Consider the following 19,876-nt stretch of genomic DNA (forward strand, 5'->3'; position numbering starts at 1 on the left):
CGTGACGGGCGCGACTTCCGCTACCTGTCGGTGAAGCCCGCAGCTGCGGTACAATTCCCTTGCTCGCCTTGCAAAGAGTGCCGCAGTGCGATTAAACCTACACTGAACGAAGGAGCTGTTTTCCAAAATGATTCGTCAACTAGTCCGATTACTGGTTCTATTAGCGTTGTTAATTCCCGTCTTTGGCCCGATAGAGCGCGTACCCTCCGTTTTCGCGGCCGGCATTTCCTATTATGTGGATTGTGCTGCTGAGAAAGCCGGCACAGGAACCGAGGCCGCTCCATTTCACAATTTGGCGTCAATTAATGCGGTTCATCTTACCCCCGGTGATTCCGTTCTGTTCAAACGCGGGTCGATCTGCTCCGGCACTTTTGCGCCGGTAGGAAGCGGGAGTTTCGCCGCACCTGTCACGATTGCTGCCTACGGTCCGGGCTTGGCAAGACCCGTTATTAACGCGAATGGTCAGACCGACGCTATTTTGCTTCGTAATTTGCAATATATAGAGTTAAGCGATCTCGAACTGACAGCTTCCGGCGATAACAAGACGGCTAGACGGGGGGTACACGTTCTTGGCGAAAACGCAGGCGACTTATACGGCATTACGTTGCGAAACTTATATATTCACGATGTCCGCGGCTACATGCCTTCAACGGTCAGCGGCAACTATCACGGCACAGGCAAATACGCGAACGCTTCAGGCGGCATCGTTATTGAGGTGCTTGGCACAGCGGTGCCGACCGCTTTTCATCAGGTGCAAGTGTTGAACAATCAGATTGCAAGCGTAGACCGTCAAGGGATTTATGTTTGGTCTAATTATTGCCAACGACCGGGACTGGTGGAGTTTTGGGGGAGTTTGTGCAACGGGTCGTGGAAGCCGATGACCGACCTCTACATTAGCGGTAATACGCTCTCGGATATCGGTGGGGACGGAATCGCACCAATGACGGTTGATGGGGCGCTGGTCGAATCCAACACCTTAACCGGTTTCAATATGCGATCCGACTCGCCGAACGCAGGTATGTGGACGGCGAACGCAAACAATGTCACCTTTCAATTCAACGACACGTCCGGCGGCAAAACGACTAAGGATGGTATGGCATATGACATCGATCATTCCACAAGCAATATCACATTCCAATACAACTATTCCCATGGAAACGAAGGCGGATTTTTTCTGATTTGTGCCCAGGGAAACAGTAAGGCGGTCAACTTCGTGATCCGATACAATATTTCGGTCAACGACCGGGCGCGTATGTTCCAAAGCTGCGGCGGCGAGGTGGTCTCAAGCCATATTTACAATAATACAATGTATATAGGTTCCGGCCTTGCGCCCGTTATTTATCAAGAGACGACGAATCAGCGGCAGGCGATCCAGTTCCGGAACAACCTCATATACAAAGAGGGTGGCGGTCAGGTTACATGGACGCTGGACGATTTGAATTTCGTTATCGACAATAACGCGTTTTTCGGAGTGCCGGTTCCAGCATGGGCGACTAATACGGTAACAACTGACCCTTGGCTGAACGGCCCCGGCAGTCTCAACCAGGCGGGTTACAAGCTGGGAGCCGGCTCGGTGGCACTGAATGTAGGGGCTGTGATCCCTGCAAACGGAGGCCGAGATTATTTTGGTAATGCTGTTTCTTCTACGACAGCGCCGAGTATCGGAGCTTATCAAGGGCCAGGACTTGCACCTGCATTCGTTAGTCCGCTTGCTCATTTCAAGCTCGATGACGGAAGCGGCGTCACGGCCGCTGATGCAGCAGGTACGAATAACGGCAGTTTGATAGGCAACCCGGTCTGGAACAACAACGGCAAAGTCGGCGGTTCGCTCAAGCTGAACGGCAGCGGCGATTACGTGAGCGTGCCGGCCGTACTGAATCCGGGCTCAGGCAATTTTACCGTTGCGGGATGGGTCAAGCTGGATACTGCGGCTGGTGTTAACCAAGTTATTTTTCAACAGGAGGGCGTTTTGGGGCGCACATTACTATACCGAGTAACTTCGACCGGCCAACTCGGTACTTTTCTTGGCGGAAGCGCCTTGCTCTCATCTGAGACGATTCCTACAGGAGAATGGACGCATGTAGCGGTTGTAAATCGGGGCGGAGCCGTCACGCTTTATGTGAATGGACAACCGGTCGGATCGGCAACACGCACCATCGAATCGCAAACGTCCCCGTTCCGCATCGGGGCCCATAAATCGCCTACCGATGCCAACGACTATTGGAACGGCAGCGTAGATGATTTCCAGCTATACAATACTGCGCTGAACAGCGCCCAAGTGTACCGGCTATACAACAGTTAAGTTTAAGCTCTCTGTCCGTTAGTACGGCCAGGGAACTTTTGCATATTTGAATACTGCGACAGGAGAGATAAAGATGAACCATCCAATTCCCAAAGCATGCTGCTCGGTGAGCAGACAGCATACGAATGATAAACTTATACAAGCAGCAGAACCGGTTGCGACTCGATGCACTCTCGGTGCTCCGTCTAGTCTCCGATTTGACTGGGTAAGTTTAACAGGTGGTACGTTCGAGATGGGAACGAATGACTCGGAAGGCTTTCCGGACGATGGGGAAGGGCCAGCTCGAAAGATTGAGATTAATCCGTTTTACATTTCGGCTTATACAGTCACAAATGCGCAATATCAAGCTTTTGTTGAGGCTACGGGTTACATAACGGAAGCGGAGAAATTCGGTTGGTCTTATGTATTTCATCTTCTGGTGTCCGAAGAGACAAGGAGCAAAGTGAAGGGTTCCTCGCAACAGGCGCCCTGGTGGTTGGCGGTAGAAGGAGCAAATTGGAGAAGGCCGGAAGGAATAGAGAGTGGCATCACGGATCGAATGGATCATCCTGTCGTTCATGTCACTTGGAATGATGCAATAGCGTTCTGCAAATGGTCAGGGACAAGGCTGCCAAGCGAAGCGGAGTGGGAATACGCAGCACGTGGTGGATTGAAAGGGAAAAGATACCCGTGGGGAGACAAACTGAAGCTTGACGACCAGCACATGTGCAACATTTGGCAAGGAAAGTTTCCTGTTAAAAACCATGCAAGCGACGGTTATATCGATACGGCTCCGGTTCATACATTCGAACCGAATGGCTATGGTTTATATCAGATGGCAGGAAACGTATGGGAGTGGTGCGCAGACTGGTTCAGCCCGGCTTATCACCAACAGACGCAAAATGTGAATCCGATATTTAACATCGATACAGGACATAAATCGATGAGAGGAGGATCTTACCTTTGTCACCGTTCCTACTGTAATCGCTACAGGGTTGCTGCTCGAAGCTCGAATACACCGGATAGCTCAAGCGGTCATTGTGGCTTTCGAGTCGCAATGGATGCATAACAGTTCCAAGGGACTACCGGAAATTATGATTTGGAAATTTCGATCTATTTGGGAAGATCACTTATGGAACGCAAAAAGCTTTCCGAAACGGACCAGCAACGTGGCTCGTCTTGAAAAGCTTTTTGCGTTAGCTGGATCTAGCCGAAAATATGACGAAGCTCGTCCGGCACCGGACGGCTTTTTCGCGTCGCTGGGTCCATTGCTACACTCGTTACTAACGTTTCGGAACATAGTTCGCCCTGGATGTTGAGAACGATCCTGAACAAAAAATATCTTTGTATGGCCAAGAAGGAACACTGTCTTTGGACCCCACAGGTAATGCTGTTGTAGAAGACTTTGTCACGCAAGCCGGATTAAAGGGTAAGAAATATACCAGTGAGGATCAAGATACGATCTCCATTTATTATGCGTTTGATCAGAATCAATTAAGGGATCTTGGATACAATACAAGAGCTTTAGGCGGGAACATCCATATGACGAAGGACGTTTACGAGCAAAACAAGGACACTATTGAACTTATCATTCGGAGTATCCGCCTCTCATAGCTAGTGAAAATATCCCGGCAGTCTCATCGGCGTGACCTATCTCGCGTCCGCTGAGCAATTGATTGAAATAAGTGCCGTCGCACACACGAACTAACTTGGCCATCGTGGTCGGCGCAATAGGGGCGGTCGGGCTTCGGATAGGCGCGACCGCCGTTGGTGCAAAGCAGAACGGTTTCGCCAAGTAAGTGTAAAATAGTCTCCGCTCTGATCGCTAGGTGGAGACTATTTTTCGATTATGGTGTTCATCCAGTCTACGTTATAGATCTATGCTCGAACCTACATATCTCACATACAGATTTGGTCAGCTATTAAAGCTGGCTTTTTTAGCATAATCTTGTTTTCTTTTTTATAGAGCAGAAAGAATCCTTACCCAGATTGCCTCCATATTAACGAACAAGTAGCAACTTCATCTGCACGTCCATTTGGCTATGCATGGAGATGGGATCGCTGACAGCGAAATGCTCCGGGTCTATGAAATAGACGCGATTATTTTGTACAGCTTTTAACTGCTTCCAGATAAAAGTCTTCTCCAGCGCTCTGAAGCGAACCGGATCAATAATGCTCACGAATAACCGGTCGCCTGCGTATAGTGGCAGTTGCTCCTCCGTGATCAGGCGGTAAGCCTCACGGTTAAGCATCTCTTGCTCAATAATGGGAGGGGCCGTCATATCCAGTCCATCGTATAAATTATAAGCTCCACGGCACCAAAAATTGCCAAACACATAAATGGAATCGGTGCGTATTTCGATAACAGACACCGTTTCTTCCTTAGATATGAATCTCCGCAGTTCGGTTCTGTGACGCTCAGCTTTGTGTTCATATTGCACAATAAGCTGCTGCGCCATCCTCTGTTTGTTAAAAGCTTCGCCAAGCATCGCCAGTAAAGTCATTGGTTCATGGTCGTTTTGTGAGAAGATCATCGTAGATGCAACGGTTGACAGCTCTTCACATTCCTGTTGGTTCGATACCAGTATATATTCCGGGTGCAGCTCGGCGATCTCTTCCAGTTGATAAGGAATATTGTTCACCCGGTGAATATCCAGACTAAGGTTTCGCAAGTAGGGTCTGTTGGTCAAATTCTTTGCGGCTGCAGTGGGACGGATGCCAAGTGCGTGTAAATGCCCAAGACAGGTTAACGCACAAATATTAGCTGGTTTATTCTCATAGTTGCGGACAAATTGTCCAGGCGTTAGGCCCTCTGTCTGCTTAAAGCGGCGGTTGAAATAGAATTCATCCCGATAGCCGACCTTGACGGCGATCTCTTGCAGGCGCTCACCTTTTAATAAGAGCTGTTTGGCTGATTCCATCCGTAAGGCCGTGATGTACTCGATAACCTGCTTGCCAGTAATTTGCTTGAACCAGTGGGTGAATCTGCGTTTACTAATCTGGGCTTGCGCAGCAAGCTCCTCTACGGATATCTCTTCGGCAAAGTGCTCTTTGAGCTGTTCAATAATGGCTATTACGGATTGACGTGTGGTTTCAGCAGCTGGCTGATTTTCGGTGCTCTCTATCATCATTCGCATCAGCTTTTGGAATCTTGCATGATTGTCCATTTGCCGTGCAGCAGACTTATCATCCTGGAATTTGCTGATTTCCCTGATAATGCGCAGCGGAGCTTTAATAGAGGAAATACGGCATTCACCGATCTGTAAATAGGTCGTGACGGGTCTGGTTGTGTTGCCTAGGATGGAAAAGCTGAGCAGCCAAAACGAGCCGCCTTGACCGTGAAATATGCTCATGTCGATAATCGATCCAGGATTAAACAGCCAACAGATTCCGGTCTTTAGCGTATATTCTTCATCGTCCCATCTTAGCGCGCCCTCACCTTCCTCCATGATCAACAAGGTATAAGAGGTTAGCGGCTGCGGGGGAATTCCACTTGAGGGGGAAGTAACGACATGTTGTAAATGGTGCAATTCGAAATAAAGGGTATGTACCGGCCTTGTGACCTCCAGACCATTCCTGTTCAAGTGAAAACCTCCAAGCTTAGTTGAGAATTATTATCAATTAATACAGAGAGATGGGCGGAGACAAGAATGGTAATCCAAAGTAAGAATATTCTGAAAGGTCTAGCTGTGCTTTGTATCGCAATGGCATTGAGTGCGTGTGGCAATAGCGGCGGAGGCAGTGAACCAAAAGCAGAATCGACAAATACAGCAGCGGCTGTAACAAACCAAGGAAGCGAACAAAAAAATGTGTCAGCAACCAAGTTTGTGACAGATGCTTACGATAAACAAGTAGAGATTCCAAGTTCGCCCAAGCGGATTGTGTATACAGATAACACGGTCGGGGATATTTTGCTATACGGCGTTAAACCTGTTGGACTGATTCAGGAGGGACTTCAATATGCCGTGTACAGGGATGAAGTGAAGGACGTTGCCGATGTGGGCTGGCCGCCGAGCACGGAGAAATTGATTGAACTGGAGCCTGATCTGATTATTACCTCGATGACGGATGCACAGCAGCTTGATGTTATGAGAAAGATTGCCCCGGTTATTCAGACGAATGAGTGGGACCCCATGCCTGTACGTGTCAAGAGAATTGGCGATTGGCTAGGTTTTGAGAACCAGGCGGATGAATTTCTAGCGAAGCATGAGGCAGACATTAATGATATGTGGGATTCTCTGCTGCAGAAAGGCACCATTCAAAGTGGTGAGACAGCTTCCGTCTTTCAATATATGTTAGGTCAAAAAAGACTTAGCGTGTATACGACCAGCTATTTGCCAACGTTTGTCTATCATGAGAAAGGATTCAAGCCAACGGCAGGTATCCAAAAGCTGATTGATGACCCAGAGAATTACGGATACTCGGACATATCGGCTGAAGTGCTTCCGAATATAGCAGGAGACCGGATCTTTATTGTTTACTTTGACGGTCCTGAGCTTGAAGCGGTGAAGCAAATGATCAAAGAATCAATTTGGAAGGATTTGCCTGCTGTGAAAGCGGGGAAAGTTTATTTTGTAAACGGGGGGCTGGGCATCACAACCGATCCGCTCGCGAGAGAAGAGCTAATTAAGCAGCTTCCGATTATGTTAGGAGGACAGTCATGAGCCATTCTTTGGAATTATTCGATGTTACGATTATTGGCGGCGGCCCTACAGGATTGTACACGGCCTTTTACAGTGGTATGAGAGAACTGAAAACCAAGCTGATAGAAGCTCAGGACGAATTGGGCGGACGTATACTGACTTATCCGGAGAAAATGATTTGGGATGTTGGAGGGATCACGCCTATCCGCGGGGAACAGCTGATCAAGCAGCTGGTTCAGCAAGCACAGACCTTTGAGCCGACGATTGTTGCTCGGCCAACGTATTCAGCATTGTGACCGGCAGGATGATGGGGGTTTCCTGCTGACGACAGATGATGGCCAGCAGCATCTCACCCGGACGATTATTCTGGCCATCGGTTACGGCGCCCGCAAGCCGGCAAAGCTGGAGATCGAGGGCGCAGATCGTTTCGAAGTGACCAACTTGCATTATACGGTGCAGCAGCTAGACGGTTTTCGCGGCAAGCGGGTATTGATCTCTGGCGGCGGTGATGCTGCGGTGGATTGGGCCGTTGCGCTGGAGCCGATTGCAGCCAGCGTGACGATCGTCCACCGGCGCGATGAATTCGGAGGACATGAACGGACCGTAAGCCAAATGAGACAGTCTTCCGTGAGAATCCTTACCCCCTATACGGTAGAAGCACTTCATAGCCAGGACGGCACGACTATAGACACTGTCACTGTAGCTCATACCGTTACAGGCGAGCAGCAGAAGCTTGAGGTTGACGCGGTGGTTGTTAGTCACGGAATGAGATGTGATTACGGTTCGATCCGCGAGTGGGGACTTCATATGAATGAATGGAATATGCAGGTAGACGACCAAATGCTTACCAACATTCCGGGTATTTACGCGGCAGGGGATTTCGTTACCTATCCGAGCAAGGTGGAGCTGATTGCGGGTACCTTCACCAGTGGTGTTTTAGCGTTAAATAGTGCGAAGCGGTATATGGAGCCGAATGCCCCTTACATGGCCTACGTCTCGTCCCATAACGACCGTTTCAAAGAGAAGAACCGTGCGCTGGGCGTTGTGGAGGAAGAGGAAGGCGCCTAATTCATCTCTCTGATGGTTCGTAGTGACCGAGATGAGACAATATTGCTCAAACCAAATAAAGTTGCAGAATCCCCTAACCAAGATAACAATCAAAATTCTTGGTTAGGGGGATTTTGTTTATGGAAAGATAAAACTTGTAAGGGATAATTATCTATCATATTTTTTAAATAATTTCGAAAGTCTTCAACATATGCTTTGGGCTCTATGATGGTTAGATTTGTACCGAAACTTGCTAAAAAATCAAATCCCGTACTGTTTTGAGGGACATAAATGGTTGCTAATAAATATTCAGCACTATAGTTTTCAATACTCTTCCGACCGTACCGTTCAATGAATTGGTCTTGTATACTAGGCGAAATCAATGCCTTAATAGCGACTAGTTGCGGTTGATAACTTGCTTTTTGCTGCTGTTCCAACAAATCGTCCCTAAGGTTAAACGTTTGTTCGTTCATATGAAGATTATCGATCCGAGATAATTTGAACGTTCTATATCCCATACGATCTAAACAGAATCCTTTCAGATACCAACTTCTTTCGCTAAAATGAAGCTGATAGGGCTCGACCATTCTATTCGATGTAGCGCCATCTTTATCTATATAATCAAATGAAACTAACCTTCTCATTAATATGGCTTCTTGACATGTCCTCAAGGTTTGAAGGATCTCCGACCGCCCCTCCCAATCATAAAATGACAGTTGAATTGAACTTTTCAAAGATAAGGGGCTAACCATCGCTTCTATTTTTTTAAGAGTAATTTCAACTTCCTCGCTAATTAGAATTTGTTCCAATCCGCCGAGCGCAGTTAATATATTCTCTAAGTCGGAGCTGCTTAAAAGACGTTTATCAACCTTGTATTCCTCCATAATACCGTAGCCGCCATTAACTCCATGGGTAGCATAGATCGGGATGTTTGATACACTCAGTGTCTCCATATCACGTAGAATCGTTCTTTTGGAAACATTAAATAATTGCGCGAATTCACTTGTTGAAACGATATTTTTTTTCAGCAAAATCATTATTATAGAAATAAGTCGCTCAACCTTGTCCATATTTCCTCCTCTTAATTCTCCACATCATTTAAGAACGGTGACATACAGTTGTCACCTTTTGTAGATTATACTACATTTATCACAAGGAGGAGGGATTACTTTATGTCAGCTATCGCATATTTGAATTTTGATGGAATCACAGAAGAAGTGATTGAATTTTACGCGGAGGCTTTAAGCGCAATTGAAGTAAAGAAAGTGAAGTTTGGGGATATCCCGCAAGATCCAAACTACCCCATGCCGGAAAATGAGTTGAATATGATCATGGAGTCTTCCATCGAATTCGCAGGCGGGAAGCTCATGATGTCGGACATTCTGCCTTCCATGAAGGCGGTAACAGGTGAACTGGTGATAGGGAATAATATTCTGATTAGTCTGGTCATCGAAGATAAGCAACAACTGGAGGAATACTTTAGCCGTTTGTCCATTGGTGGATATGTCACCATGCCGTTATCCAATTATCCTTGGTCTTCGTGTTTTGGAACGCTGGTTGATAAGTTTGGGGTCAACTGGAAATTTAATAGCGACGCAGATAAATTCCTAGATCAAGTAATATCCAACACACAGTAACTCATTCTGAAAAATGGTCTTCCAACTGAAGGCCATTTTTTTATATACCGATGGCACGAATTATGAAAAATAGCTATTCTTCGCTTATCTTTTTTATGGCTTTAGGTATATTTGGCATTATAACAACTGAAATGGGCATGATCGGAGTTCTTCCCCAAATCACTCAAAAGTTTCACATAGCGCCCTCGGAGGCCGGATACCTTGTGAGTGCATTTGCGTTAATCGTGGCCATCTCTAATTTGGTGTATGCTTATACTAGCAGCTTCGAAGTTATGCTGGCTTTCCGGATGGTTCCTGCGTTTTTTCATCCTGTCTTTTTTTCGATTGCCCTTGCGACCGCTGCCAGCCTTGTTTCTCCCGAAAAGAGCGGCAAAGCGGTCACCCAGGTGATGGCCGGAGTAACCGTTGGATTCGCTTTTGGCGTGCCGATCACATTACGGATCGTTGATAACTGTGGAGAGGAGTTTCTTTTTATATATGAAAATGGATCATTTGACTCCCGTAAAATCGAGAGAAGAGCTGAGGTTCTGGCTACAGGAAAATAGTAAGACTGAAAAATGTTGTTGGGTCTTGGTTAGTATGACACCTAGATGGGATACGCTCTTCTATTTGGACGCGGTCGAGGAAGCTTTGTGCTTTGGATGGATTGATGGCGTCAAGAAGAAAATATCTGAGACGGAGCTAGCTCAGAGACTGTCTCCCCGAAGTAAAAAAAGCTCATGGACTGAATTGAATAAAGAACGTGTCCGCCGCCTCGAAAAGTTGGGGCTCCTAACAGACGAAGGAAGAAGGGTTCTTCCTGATATGGATTACGATTCTTTAAGAATAGAAGGAGTTATAGAGGAAAGGCTCAAAGAAGAAAGGCAAGTCTATGAGAATTTCATGGCATTTCCAGATCTTTATAAAAGAGTCCGCATCGACACGATACAAAGCAATAAGAAACAGCCAGAATTGTTTAATAGTAGATTAGACAAATTCATAACAAATACTAGAGAAAACAAAATGTACGGCCAATGGAATGATCATGGACGTCTGCTAGATTATTAAGATGCTCTGGGCCTTTTAATTTGTTATGGGTTCCCATCACAGCATAAAGGGCAAGAGTTTGTTTTAAATAAAGTAAAGCTGGGCACCTTTAGAGGTACCCAGCTTTTTTTGCGAATAGTCTTATTTGAAGGGGGCAGGCCTTCAGAATACACTAATTCGTATAGTTATCAAAATATCCTTGAATAAAGATAATTGGCGTACCCTTGTCTCCACTGCCGGAAGTAAGGTCTGATAAAGAGCCGATCAGATCGGTCAATCGTCTAGGTGTCGTACCTTGTGCTTCCATAGCGCCTACCAGATCGGCTTCTTTATTGTTGATGTATTGAGAGATGGCCTGCTGCAATTCCTCACCTTTCAAGCCAGCGAAGTTGTTATCAGCAAGGTATTTCAATTTCACCTCGTTTGGTGTGCCATCAAGTCCTGCTGTATAAGCAGGCGATACAACCGGATCAGCTAGTTCCCATATTTTACCGACCGGATCTTTGAAAGCTCCATCCCCGTAGATCATCACTTCGACGAGCTTGCCCGTTTTTTCTTTGAGTCTGCGTTGAATGTTATCCACGATTGGTTGGCAATTGCGCGGGAATAGTTTTATGCTATTTTCTGTCGACTTATTAGAACCAAGCAGACCATAGCTTTCATTACATCCACTGCCATCCACCGATGCAGCTAATATGTCATCAAGGCTATATACTTTTTCTCCGCCATTGGCCTTCAAAATTCTCTTCGTTCTGAATCTTGTATGGATATCGCAAGTCAGTACATGTTTAGTATACTGCAGGATAGTCTTTGGATTATTGGAGAAAATGACTTCACATTCCACGCCGTATTCTTCAATTAATGATTTATAGTAATCTATATAATCGATGCCGGTAAAGGTGTGCTTCTTATATCCGAACAACTCGCGGAATTGTTGCTCTGTCAATACATCGGTCCAAGGATTAACGCCTTTTTCATCAAGCTCGTCCAGATCCACTAAGTGGTTGCCTACTTCATCCGACGGATAACTGAGCATAAGTACAATTTTTTTAGCTCCTTTGGCAATGCCGCGAAGACAGATAGCAAAGCGGTTCCGGCTTAGGATGGGGAAAATAACACCGATCGTATCATCTCCAAATTTGGAGTTTACATCTTGTGCAATATGATCAATGGTAGCATAGTTGCCTTGCGCACGTGCAACGATGGATTCCGTAACTGTAACGATGTCTTTATCCTGAATGGCGAAGCCTTCCACTTCGGAAGCTTTTAGAACGCTATCTACAACGATGTCTTCTATGCTGTCTCCTTGATTAATGATGGGGCAGCGAAGGCCTCTTACCACTGTTCCGACGACTCTTTCCAATTTAATCGCTCCTTGCATAATTTGGATTCCTATTTGTAATATACACTCATCAGGTGGTATAAATGAAATTAATATATTGAATATATGATATAAGAGGTGCTTATAGCAGTGAGCAAGTTAGATTTATATAAAGTGTTTTGTACGGTAGCTAAGAGCACAAGCTTTTCCAAAGCGGCTCAAGAGCTTTACATGACACAGCCGGCTGTCAGCCAGGGGATTATGCAATTAGAAAGGGAACTCAATACTCGATTATTCACCAGAACATCAAAGGGTGTATTTTTAACGGATGAAGGTCGCCTCTTATTTGACTACGCCAATTCGGCCATGAATTTAATTCATGTCGGGGAAGAAAAGCTGCTCGAATTGAAAAATTTAACGTCAGGCGAGCTGAAGATAGGGGTAGGCGATACGATTTCCAAGTATTTTTTACTTCCTTACCTAGAAGAGTTCCATAATCGTTACCCTAATATTAAGTTCAAGATGGTGAATGGCACTACTCTTGAGATTTGTGCGCTAATTAAATCAGGTAGTGTAGATATTGGCATTTGTAATTTTCCGCTGGAAGATCCGGCACTAGAATTAATTCCCTGCACTGATATTCATGATATTTTTGTATATGGGGAGAAATTTAAGAGCCAGTTATCCGGAACAGTTACCTTGGATCAGGTCGTCAAAATGCCGCTAATCTTCCTTGAATCCAAGTCTAACTCCAGAAAATATGTCGAAGACTATATGCTGTCTAAAGGAATAAAAATTTCTCCCGATTTTGAACTGGGCTCACATCATTTGTTATTAGAATTTGCCAAGATCAATTTAGGCGTAGCTTGTGTAACGAAGGAATTCTCCCAGAAGTATTTGAATAATGGAGTATTGCATCAGGTTTCATTAACTGAGGAAATACCGAAGCGGAGTATGGGCATCTCTTTTCTGAAAAGTGTATCTTTATCGCCAGCGTCGACAAAATTTGTGGAGATTATAAAGAACAGGTTAGTGGATTGATTTTAGGCTAATAAAAGTTCTGGAAATGGGTGAGATGAATACGAGCGCACCGCATCACCCGGGCTTTTTTATGGAGAGTATAGTTTAGCTATAATTATTTTCGCCAAGTCATAGAATTTAATAAATGATTATGATGAGTAAAAGGACATTTTCCAGAAGGAGATATTTCATGGACACCCATACTCATTATCAAGCAGAGGACAATACATTTAGCATTGACTGTCAGGACATCATTTTAAGAGAATACATAGTTACTGATCTTCTGGATGCATTTCATTCGCTTACCTGGCAACCTGAAATACATGAATTTTGGCTGGAACGTAGCCAAAGAGCAGCGGGAAGAATGGCTGATACATTACGAAATCCCAGAGAACGGGCAGTTTCTGAAGACTGTAGCGGAAGGTGGGGATATTGGTGAGCTCCGTCTTCGATTGGGGATTGTTTTGAAAGAGACAGGAGAGCTAATCGGATGGGGCGCCTCAGGGATAAAGGATGAATTGCCGGCCCCAAACCGCGAAATCATGTACGCAATATCCAGGGATCATAGGGGGAAAGGGTACGCAACACAAGCCGTACAAGGGATTATTGAGCTCGATAACGAAAGCTATAATCATTATAAGCTTGATAGAAAAAATTGGGTAATCCAAAAGTAGAATTCCAAGGCAAACTAAGGTGTCAGGGAGGCCGGGTATGGAACAGCGAATGGTGATCATTACTGGGGCAAATTCGGGGATAGGTAGGGCGGCGGCGCTGAAGTTCGCCAGTGAGGGCTATCATGTGTTGATGGCCTGTCGTAGTTTACAGCGGAGCAGGGGCGTTCAGGCGGAGATCATACAGCTTTCCAGTAACGAGAGTGTTGATCTCATGGAGCTTGATATGTCTTCTTTTGCATCCATCCGTGTATTCTGTAAAGCTTTTATAGCCAAGTATTCCCGTTTGGATATCCTCATCCATAACGCTGCTTACCTGAATCATGGTGAAAAAGAGTATAAGCTCAGCCCCGAGCATATCGAGCTGACCTTTGCGACCAACACATTTGGGCCTTTGCTAATGAGTCATTTGCTGCACGGCCTGCTTGAACAATCGCCGGACCCGAGAATTCTGCATGCCAATACGACGAACATTAAGCATTTCTTTGATCCCAAACGAACAATTGAGTTCGATAATTTGCGCGGTGAGTTCCGTGACACCCGGCCTTTCAGCATGTATAAGCAGTATGGAGATTCCAAAATGGCATTACTGCTGCTGAACTTCAAGCTGGCCGAAGAGTACAAGAGCCGAGGAGTTAACGTGAATGCTTTGCAGATTAATCGTGTAAAGTTGTCTCCAGCGACGATTAACAAAATGAGTCCCCTGTGGCGAGTGCTGGCACGAGTCCAAAATCTGACTAACCCACTGCCATCCGGCATGGCTGATCACTATTTTCATATCTGCACCTCTGACGAATTCAAGTCTGTTACCGGGCAGTTCATTAATCACAAGCGAGAGATTATGCATCCGGCAACAACGGAGACAGGACTCGCACAATTGAAGAATATCTTTGGATTGGAAAGCTATCCGGCTTATGCTGCGGATGTGCAGAACATAGAGAAGATATGGGCGCTGGGTATGGCGCTGATTGAAGAGTAGAGCGGGGCATGACCCGTTCACGTAACGGGCCTGAATTCAAGGCCTACAGTGGAAGTATCCTGCTCAGTACTTTAATGAAGAAAGCAGATTGCATGTGCAATCTGCTTTTTGAGCTGTCGTACCCTGTTAGTTGAAATGTCGACTTTGCAAATTATTAAGTGGTTTTCATCGAAGTTTTGAATCCCGTCTGTTATACACTAATTAAGCATTTGTTTTATATTACCTGGTTAATTTTTCAAGTTTGATTACAAGTCCAGCATCACCAAAACATAAAAGCTTAAAGGAATTATTACATTATTATAACTTTGCGGTAACAGCATAGCGAAAATTTTTTCGCACATAATGATTACAAATTGTGGCGTGTGGTGACGGAATACTTTTTTCTCAGAAAAAAATCGATAGAACAACCAAAATAAGTGGTACTTGCACTTAAAAGCTTATTTTAAGGTTTTAAAGTATGGGTGAAAAAGGTCCCCCTGTAAAAGAATCTATTGGTTACGAAAACGATAGAACAGTTAAATTGGAGTATCAAAATGTTCATTATTATCTTCATCAGTGGACATAGTTGGTTTCAATTATAATTCTACATCTATATTTCTATATGAACCGCAATAGATGATAAAGAGTTCTAAACCAAACAAATGGAGTGTAGGGCCTTTTATTTATAGGTTTATTACTTCCGATAAAAGAATTAAAAACCTAAATAATTAGATAAAGAATCCTCCCAAAAGTATTTTTTCATATACACAACTTGACAACGCTGCATAGCTAATATATTCTTTGATTATTCCAGTAATATTATTTTTTATATTCTCGGAATATAGAAATTTTTTCTATTAAATTATTGGAGATGATGGTTTTGAATTCTAGTGGCCTTTATTTGAAAAACCTTAGAATTTCGAATGGTTACAAAACACAAACGGACCTTGAAGTTGCCACGTACATCGTGCAGGGACATATCTCAAAGATTGAGTCTTCCAAGACTAACCCCACTATCGGTACTCTCATGATTTTTTCCCGCGCATTTAGAAAGTCTAAAGTAACCTATGAAGAGATTATACATCAGTTTTCCCCGCGCCTCCTCGTTGAAGACGTTAATCAATTAATGAGAATTCGTAAACAACAAGAAATTGATGATACGTTTATGAATCTTCTTGATGAGATCTATAAGCGGATTTTATTCGACGATGGAAACAAGCAATTCCTTGATCAATACTGCGATAGTCTCTCTAATTGCATAGGCCCGTCTTGTACAATAGCCTTGCGTACAAGAGTAGAAACTTTTATTACTAACATGACAACCGATGATTCCAAAAAACTGGAGAAAAGTGAAAAGAGTAAATTCTACGAGAAATTTGTTGAGCGGGAGTCGATAAGAACATTTTCTGTGTTCGAAAGATCTTGTCGCACTGATACACGTGCTTCCTTTATTACGACTCTACAAACCTTGTTGGCGGAACAACACAAGGCAACAACGATTCCTGTGCAGAGAACGGAGTTTTCAGACGAATCTGCACCGGTTTATCTCGACTCCGTTATGATGTCGATAAAAGAACGTAGGCTTGTAATAGAGTTGATTCGGGCACATCGTAAGATTGAACTGAGTCTTACGAATGAAATTGATGAATGAAAAAATAGACTAAACTAAAGGAAATTCTTAGTTAAATTGTTTCAAATGAACTATAAATCTGAACCGGCGTGCATCAAGATATCTGTGTGAAAATTTTTATCTTGTGTGTATGTTACTTGTAGTGTCTACAAAAAAAGCTATAATGCAACAAACAGAAAGGTGTTTTCATTCTGCTTACATGTCGGAAGACAAGAACCTTATCTCATAAGGGTTGCGTAAATCGTGGTTTTTTATGGATAAAGTTCTTGTTACGTGCCATTACACTAGGGTCCGAAAGTCTAAACCTCCCCGCAGCGAGAAACAGTCTTACGTTACTTACATAAGCCCAGCTTAAAAAAAGCATCCCCACGCCCATAGCTGGTGGCGGGGATGCTCATTGTAAGTGCGCTATTTTCTAGTATTGAATCACAACCATTTGATGACATGCCCACAGCGGCACAGTATAGCTCAAGTTGCCGTCAACTTGGCTGAATGGAAGACTCTCGTTTTGAGGTGCCAGATACACATCTTTTACTTGCGCTGCTGCCTCAATGGTGACTTCTGTATTCATGAGCGGCAGCAGATCTTCGATTATTTCTACGCCTTCACCTCTCCGTACCGGAGAAGCATACAGCAGATGATTGATCCATCGATTGGAGGCCGGCTGCGTCTGTAATGTGGTAACACCTTGCGCAGGCAGGTTGGTAGTTAGCGATTTATGGTTTCCTAGCAGGCGATCCAGTGCGTAGCAGATGATTTCCTTCACCGGCAGGCTCCCTTTGACAGCATAATCCTCAAACACATGCCAAGCTACATAGATGCCGTCCCGTCCTTCTGCTATGCCTACACCTGCCTCTTGTAGATCGGAGGGGGTATGCTGGTGCGAGCAGAAGGTGAACAAGTCGCGGTTAAAGTATGAATTCTCTTTGCTGCCGAGTAGAGTACCGCCCGGTGAGAGCACTGCGTCTTGACCTTCGGTATAGATGACAAAAGAGGCCGTGCGCAGTGAAGGAAGCTCGAAAGCCGGTCGCAAATACGAAGGATGGAACGCAGATACTCCCTGCCATGCAGCCCCTAAATCCAGTGTAAATCCGCTGCCGTCCTCGGACAGGCCGGAACGTCCGGTAGCTAGGATTTTGCCGCCGCCAGCAATAAAGTCATCTAGCTTAGACTTAAGTTGCGCTGTGATTAGAATCTCGTCTGGTAGAATCAGCACCTTGTATGATGTCAGATCGGCCTCCAAATCCACCACGTCGAAGAGATAGTTACCCTCCAGCAAAATCCGCACAGCCCCCGTATCATGCTTGTTGTGCTGAGGGATCGGACCATTGCCAGCAGCCCATGATGCAGCTTCGAGCGACAACAGGGCGATATCAGCTATGCCTGTGGTATCCCGGCACCATGCTTCCTTGGCTTCTACCTCGCGGTAAGCTTCGCCAATCAGCGTGTAGGTGGCGAGATCCATCTGGCCGCCGGGATGTAGTTGATCTCCTATGGAGCAGCGCGCCCCGTTGGCAAGGCTCAATGCCGCTTCATAGCGCAGCGCATTTGGATGTTTGTACCCGCCAAACTCGCCCCAGGAGGTATGGAACTTTCCGGTCATGCCGAGGAAATCCATGCCCATCGTCTGCGCATAACGTGCGGAGAGCGGGAAGTGGTCATAGCCCCAACCCCCTGTCGGCAGAGACTCTAGCTCCAGATGGGTGTTGACATGGGCAAGGTCACGCCGCCCGCGGTCAACGTGGCTACTGTTGTGGAATACCGGCAGTCTAGGCTTCACCGCGTGCACGGTTTCGTTCATTCTTTTTGCGTACCGGGCGTAGGTCTCTTCCCACAACTTCCTCATATCCTGCAGGTTACGCGGGTCCGAGCCCTGCTCACGGATGTCAGCCACACAGTACTGACAATAACATTCCCGGACGCCGACGATATCCAGAAAAATGCCGTCCGCATCGTAGTTCTTCACCACTTCCTCCACCTGCTGGGCCAGCACGTCAAGATAAGGGGTGTTCATACAGAATTGATGATATCCTGGTGTCATGAAGTCACCCGTCCAGCTAATGACCTCCTGCTGATTGCGAATCAGCCACTGTGGATGCTTGCGGGCGAGACGCTCATCTAGTCCGGCGGAGAGATAGACTGGCGTCTTCACGCCGATTTCATGTGCAGCTTCAATCTGGGCGCCCAGTAGGTCAAAATCCAGATGTGGATGCCTTTCATTGGCGGTTGTTGGGTGATAGGCCCAGCCATGATGACATTTGGAGAAGATGGTGATGGAATCGACATGCCCGGTCTTGAGCATCTCTTGGAATTGTTGTTTGGAAAAGTCCCGGCCAATGCCTTCAATGGCTTCGGATGTATGGAAATCGAGATGCACCTGACGAAATTTCATGCTTGCGTCCCCCTGGTCATTAAATGATAGAATCATATTATATCTACCACTCTAATGGATTATCAGATGACATACAGCCGACAATTCCGACTTTGTATAGTACAATTTCGGTGTGTTTGAATCAGGAGGACGTTACATGCTTGTGCTTGAACTACCGGTCCCGCCCTTTCCATTGCTGGCGGCAATCGGTCATACGTTATGGCAGCCCGGCGTGCAGCATGCTCAGCGCCAATTTGAGGTATTTGATCTCATTATATGCGCCAAAGGGGTGTTGCACATGGAGGAAGATGGTATTGGTTATGAGGTTGCCGAAGGCATGATGCTGGTTCTGGAGCCTGGCAAAACCCATCGCGGCTCACGGCCGACCGAGCTGGAGACCGAGGTGTACTGGATTCATTTTCAGTACCCTGTGTCTGTGGAACCCATGTTGAAGGAGAAGACACATTGGCAGCAGCCGCTGCTCCAGCGTAGTGATCAGGATACGGAAGCTCCACCGGGAGTCATTGAGATTCCGAAATTCGCTGCTGTGGATCTGCGCTCACTCCAGCCTCTGTTGACCGAGATGCTTGAGCTGCACCATGTGTTGACCCTACAGCGTTCCTTTGAGCTGAATATCCTGCTCGGTCAATTTCTCCTGCAACTGCAGAACGGGATGCGACGCAGCAGTCCGCAGGCCCGTTCCTATTTTCTCAGCGAGAAGGTGGCGGCTTATTTGAACCAGCATTTGGAGCAGCCGTTCGATTCCGTGCAAATGGAGCGTGATCTGCTCTATCATTTCGATTATCTGGCTCGCTGCCTGAAGCAGTATACGGGGATGAGCCCGCTACAATACAGGCACCATCTTCAGATCGAGAAGGCCAAGCGGCTGCTGGCGCATTCCGAGCTTTCATTGAAACGGATCGGTGAGTTGTGTGGCCTGCAGGACAATAACTATTTTACACGCTTGTTCAAGCGCCAAACTTCACTCACACCTGGGGAGTACCGCAAGCAATATCAGGTGTTTTTAATAGAATAGAATCATGGAATAGTTCGTCAACGTTGTATCCCCAGCATCAATAAATATGATGGAATGAGGTGTCGTATCCCTCAAAGAAGAGGCCTTCTGCAGGATCATATCCAGACCCATTCTCCGTAACTTATTGGAGGATGGTTTTTTTATGCTTGGCTTCCAGTGTATCTCCTTACAAATCATACAAATGGATACTCCAGTGAACGAATGGTTAGGTCCTGCCCACTTGTAATGATGGTAT

Annotated in this window: 15 protein-coding genes and 2 pseudogenes; 13 read left to right on the forward strand and 4 right to left on the reverse strand. The window is 45.7% G+C overall.

What is annotated here, in order from left to right; translation table 11 throughout:
* Positions 1 to 127: 127 nt before the first annotated feature.
* The 3 genes from ACFVRY_RS16050 (at position 128) to ACFVRY_RS16060 (ending at position 3,895) form a co-directional block, all read left to right on the forward strand.
* Positions 128 to 2,302, forward strand: a complete 2,175-nt coding sequence (locus tag ACFVRY_RS16050; protein WP_387501221.1) for a LamG-like jellyroll fold domain-containing protein — start codon at positions 128 to 130, stop codon at positions 2,300 to 2,302.
* Between the two features lie 73 nt (positions 2,303 to 2,375).
* Positions 2,376 to 3,350, forward strand: a complete 975-nt coding sequence (locus ACFVRY_RS16055; RefSeq protein ID WP_387501222.1) for a formylglycine-generating enzyme family protein — start codon at positions 2,376 to 2,378, stop codon at positions 3,348 to 3,350.
* Positions 3,351 to 3,625: 275 nt separating this feature from the next.
* Positions 3,626 to 3,895, forward strand: coding sequence for a hypothetical protein (locus tag ACFVRY_RS16060; protein ID WP_387501223.1), 270 nt, complete (start codon positions 3,626 to 3,628; stop codon positions 3,893 to 3,895).
* A gap of 386 nt (positions 3,896 to 4,281) precedes the next feature.
* Here the strand turns inward: ACFVRY_RS16060 and ACFVRY_RS16065 are convergent, their stop codons facing one another.
* A complete protein-coding gene (locus ACFVRY_RS16065) occupies positions 4,282 to 5,865 on the reverse strand; it encodes a helix-turn-helix domain-containing protein (protein WP_387501224.1) in 1,584 nt (527 codons plus the stop codon).
* Positions 5,866 to 5,931: 66 nt separating this feature from the next.
* Here ACFVRY_RS16065 and ACFVRY_RS16070 point away from each other — a divergent pair, with 66 nt between their 5' ends.
* Positions 5,932 to 6,945 carry an ABC transporter substrate-binding protein gene (locus tag ACFVRY_RS16070; protein WP_387501225.1) on the forward strand — a complete coding sequence of 338 codons (1,014 nt, stop codon included), beginning with the start codon at positions 5,932 to 5,934 and terminating at the stop codon, positions 6,943 to 6,945.
* Positions 6,942 to 7,992, forward strand: a pseudogene (locus ACFVRY_RS16075) (NAD(P)/FAD-dependent oxidoreductase). The gene ACFVRY_RS16070 and the pseudogene ACFVRY_RS16075 overlap by 4 nt, the downstream one beginning before the upstream one ends.
* 89 nt (positions 7,993 to 8,081) lie before the next feature.
* Here ACFVRY_RS16075 and ACFVRY_RS16080 read toward each other — a convergent pair.
* Positions 8,082 to 9,041 carry a helix-turn-helix transcriptional regulator gene (locus ACFVRY_RS16080; protein WP_387501226.1) on the reverse strand — a complete coding sequence of 320 codons (960 nt, stop codon included), beginning with the start codon at positions 9,039 to 9,041 and terminating at the stop codon, positions 8,082 to 8,084.
* A 102-nt stretch (positions 9,042 to 9,143) separates the two neighbouring features.
* Between ACFVRY_RS16080 and ACFVRY_RS16085 the strand changes: the two genes are divergently transcribed.
* The 3 genes and pseudogenes from ACFVRY_RS16085 to ACFVRY_RS16095 all read left to right on the forward strand — a co-directional run bounded on the left by ACFVRY_RS16085 (position 9,144) and on the right by ACFVRY_RS16095 (position 10,655).
* On the forward strand, positions 9,144 to 9,608 hold the full coding sequence (locus ACFVRY_RS16085) for a VOC family protein (RefSeq protein ID WP_387501227.1): 465 nt from the start codon (positions 9,144 to 9,146) through the stop codon (positions 9,606 to 9,608).
* 62 nt (positions 9,609 to 9,670) lie between these two features.
* Positions 9,671 to 10,087, forward strand: a pseudogene (locus tag ACFVRY_RS16090) (MFS transporter); the annotation flags it as partial.
* Entirely contained in the window at positions 10,086 to 10,655 is a 570-nt protein-coding gene (locus ACFVRY_RS16095; RefSeq protein WP_387501228.1) for a YdeI/OmpD-associated family protein, read from the forward strand. The pseudogene ACFVRY_RS16090 and the gene ACFVRY_RS16095, both read left to right, overlap by 2 nt.
* Before the next feature lie 151 nt (positions 10,656 to 10,806).
* On the opposite strand, the gene ACFVRY_RS16100 is transcribed toward ACFVRY_RS16095, so the two are convergent.
* Positions 10,807 to 11,997 carry a coenzyme F420-0:L-glutamate ligase gene (locus tag ACFVRY_RS16100; RefSeq protein WP_387501229.1) on the reverse strand — a complete coding sequence of 397 codons (1,191 nt, stop codon included), beginning with the start codon at positions 11,995 to 11,997 and terminating at the stop codon, positions 10,807 to 10,809.
* 108 nt (positions 11,998 to 12,105) lie between these two features.
* Between ACFVRY_RS16100 and ACFVRY_RS16105 the strand changes: the two genes are divergently transcribed.
* From ACFVRY_RS16105 to ACFVRY_RS16120, 4 genes are all read left to right on the forward strand, one after another.
* Positions 12,106 to 12,996: a LysR family transcriptional regulator gene (locus ACFVRY_RS16105; RefSeq protein ID WP_387501231.1), complete on the forward strand. Its 891-nt coding sequence runs from the start codon at positions 12,106 to 12,108 to the stop codon at positions 12,994 to 12,996.
* A gap of 266 nt (positions 12,997 to 13,262) precedes the next feature.
* The gene (locus tag ACFVRY_RS16110; RefSeq protein WP_387501232.1) at positions 13,263 to 13,649 is read left to right on the forward strand and encodes a GNAT family N-acetyltransferase; all 387 of its coding nucleotides are present in this window, start codon (positions 13,263 to 13,265) and stop codon (positions 13,647 to 13,649) included.
* Positions 13,650 to 13,686: 37 nt separating this feature from the next.
* A complete protein-coding gene (locus ACFVRY_RS16115) occupies positions 13,687 to 14,625 on the forward strand; it encodes an SDR family NAD(P)-dependent oxidoreductase (protein ID WP_387501233.1) in 939 nt (312 codons plus the stop codon).
* A gap of 859 nt (positions 14,626 to 15,484) precedes the next feature.
* The gene (locus ACFVRY_RS16120; protein ID WP_387501235.1) at positions 15,485 to 16,255 is read left to right on the forward strand and encodes a helix-turn-helix domain-containing protein; all 771 of its coding nucleotides are present in this window, start codon (positions 15,485 to 15,487) and stop codon (positions 16,253 to 16,255) included.
* A gap of 394 nt (positions 16,256 to 16,649) precedes the next feature.
* Here ACFVRY_RS16120 and ACFVRY_RS16125 read toward each other — a convergent pair whose 3' ends face one another.
* Positions 16,650 to 18,626: an alpha-amylase family protein gene (locus ACFVRY_RS16125; RefSeq protein ID WP_387501236.1), complete on the reverse strand. Its 1,977-nt coding sequence runs from the start codon at positions 18,624 to 18,626 to the stop codon at positions 16,650 to 16,652.
* Positions 18,627 to 18,762: 136 nt separating this feature from the next.
* On the opposite strand from ACFVRY_RS16125, the gene ACFVRY_RS16130 reads away from it, so the two are divergent.
* Positions 18,763 to 19,641 (forward strand): helix-turn-helix domain-containing protein, encoded by an 879-nt coding sequence (locus ACFVRY_RS16130; RefSeq protein ID WP_387501237.1) that lies wholly within the window; start codon positions 18,763 to 18,765, stop codon positions 19,639 to 19,641.
* Positions 19,642 to 19,876: the final 235 nt, after the last annotated feature.

The organism is Paenibacillus sp. NPDC057934, assembly GCF_042887565.1.
Taxonomy (GTDB): domain Bacteria; phylum Bacillota; class Bacilli; order Paenibacillales; family Paenibacillaceae; genus Paenibacillus_AQ.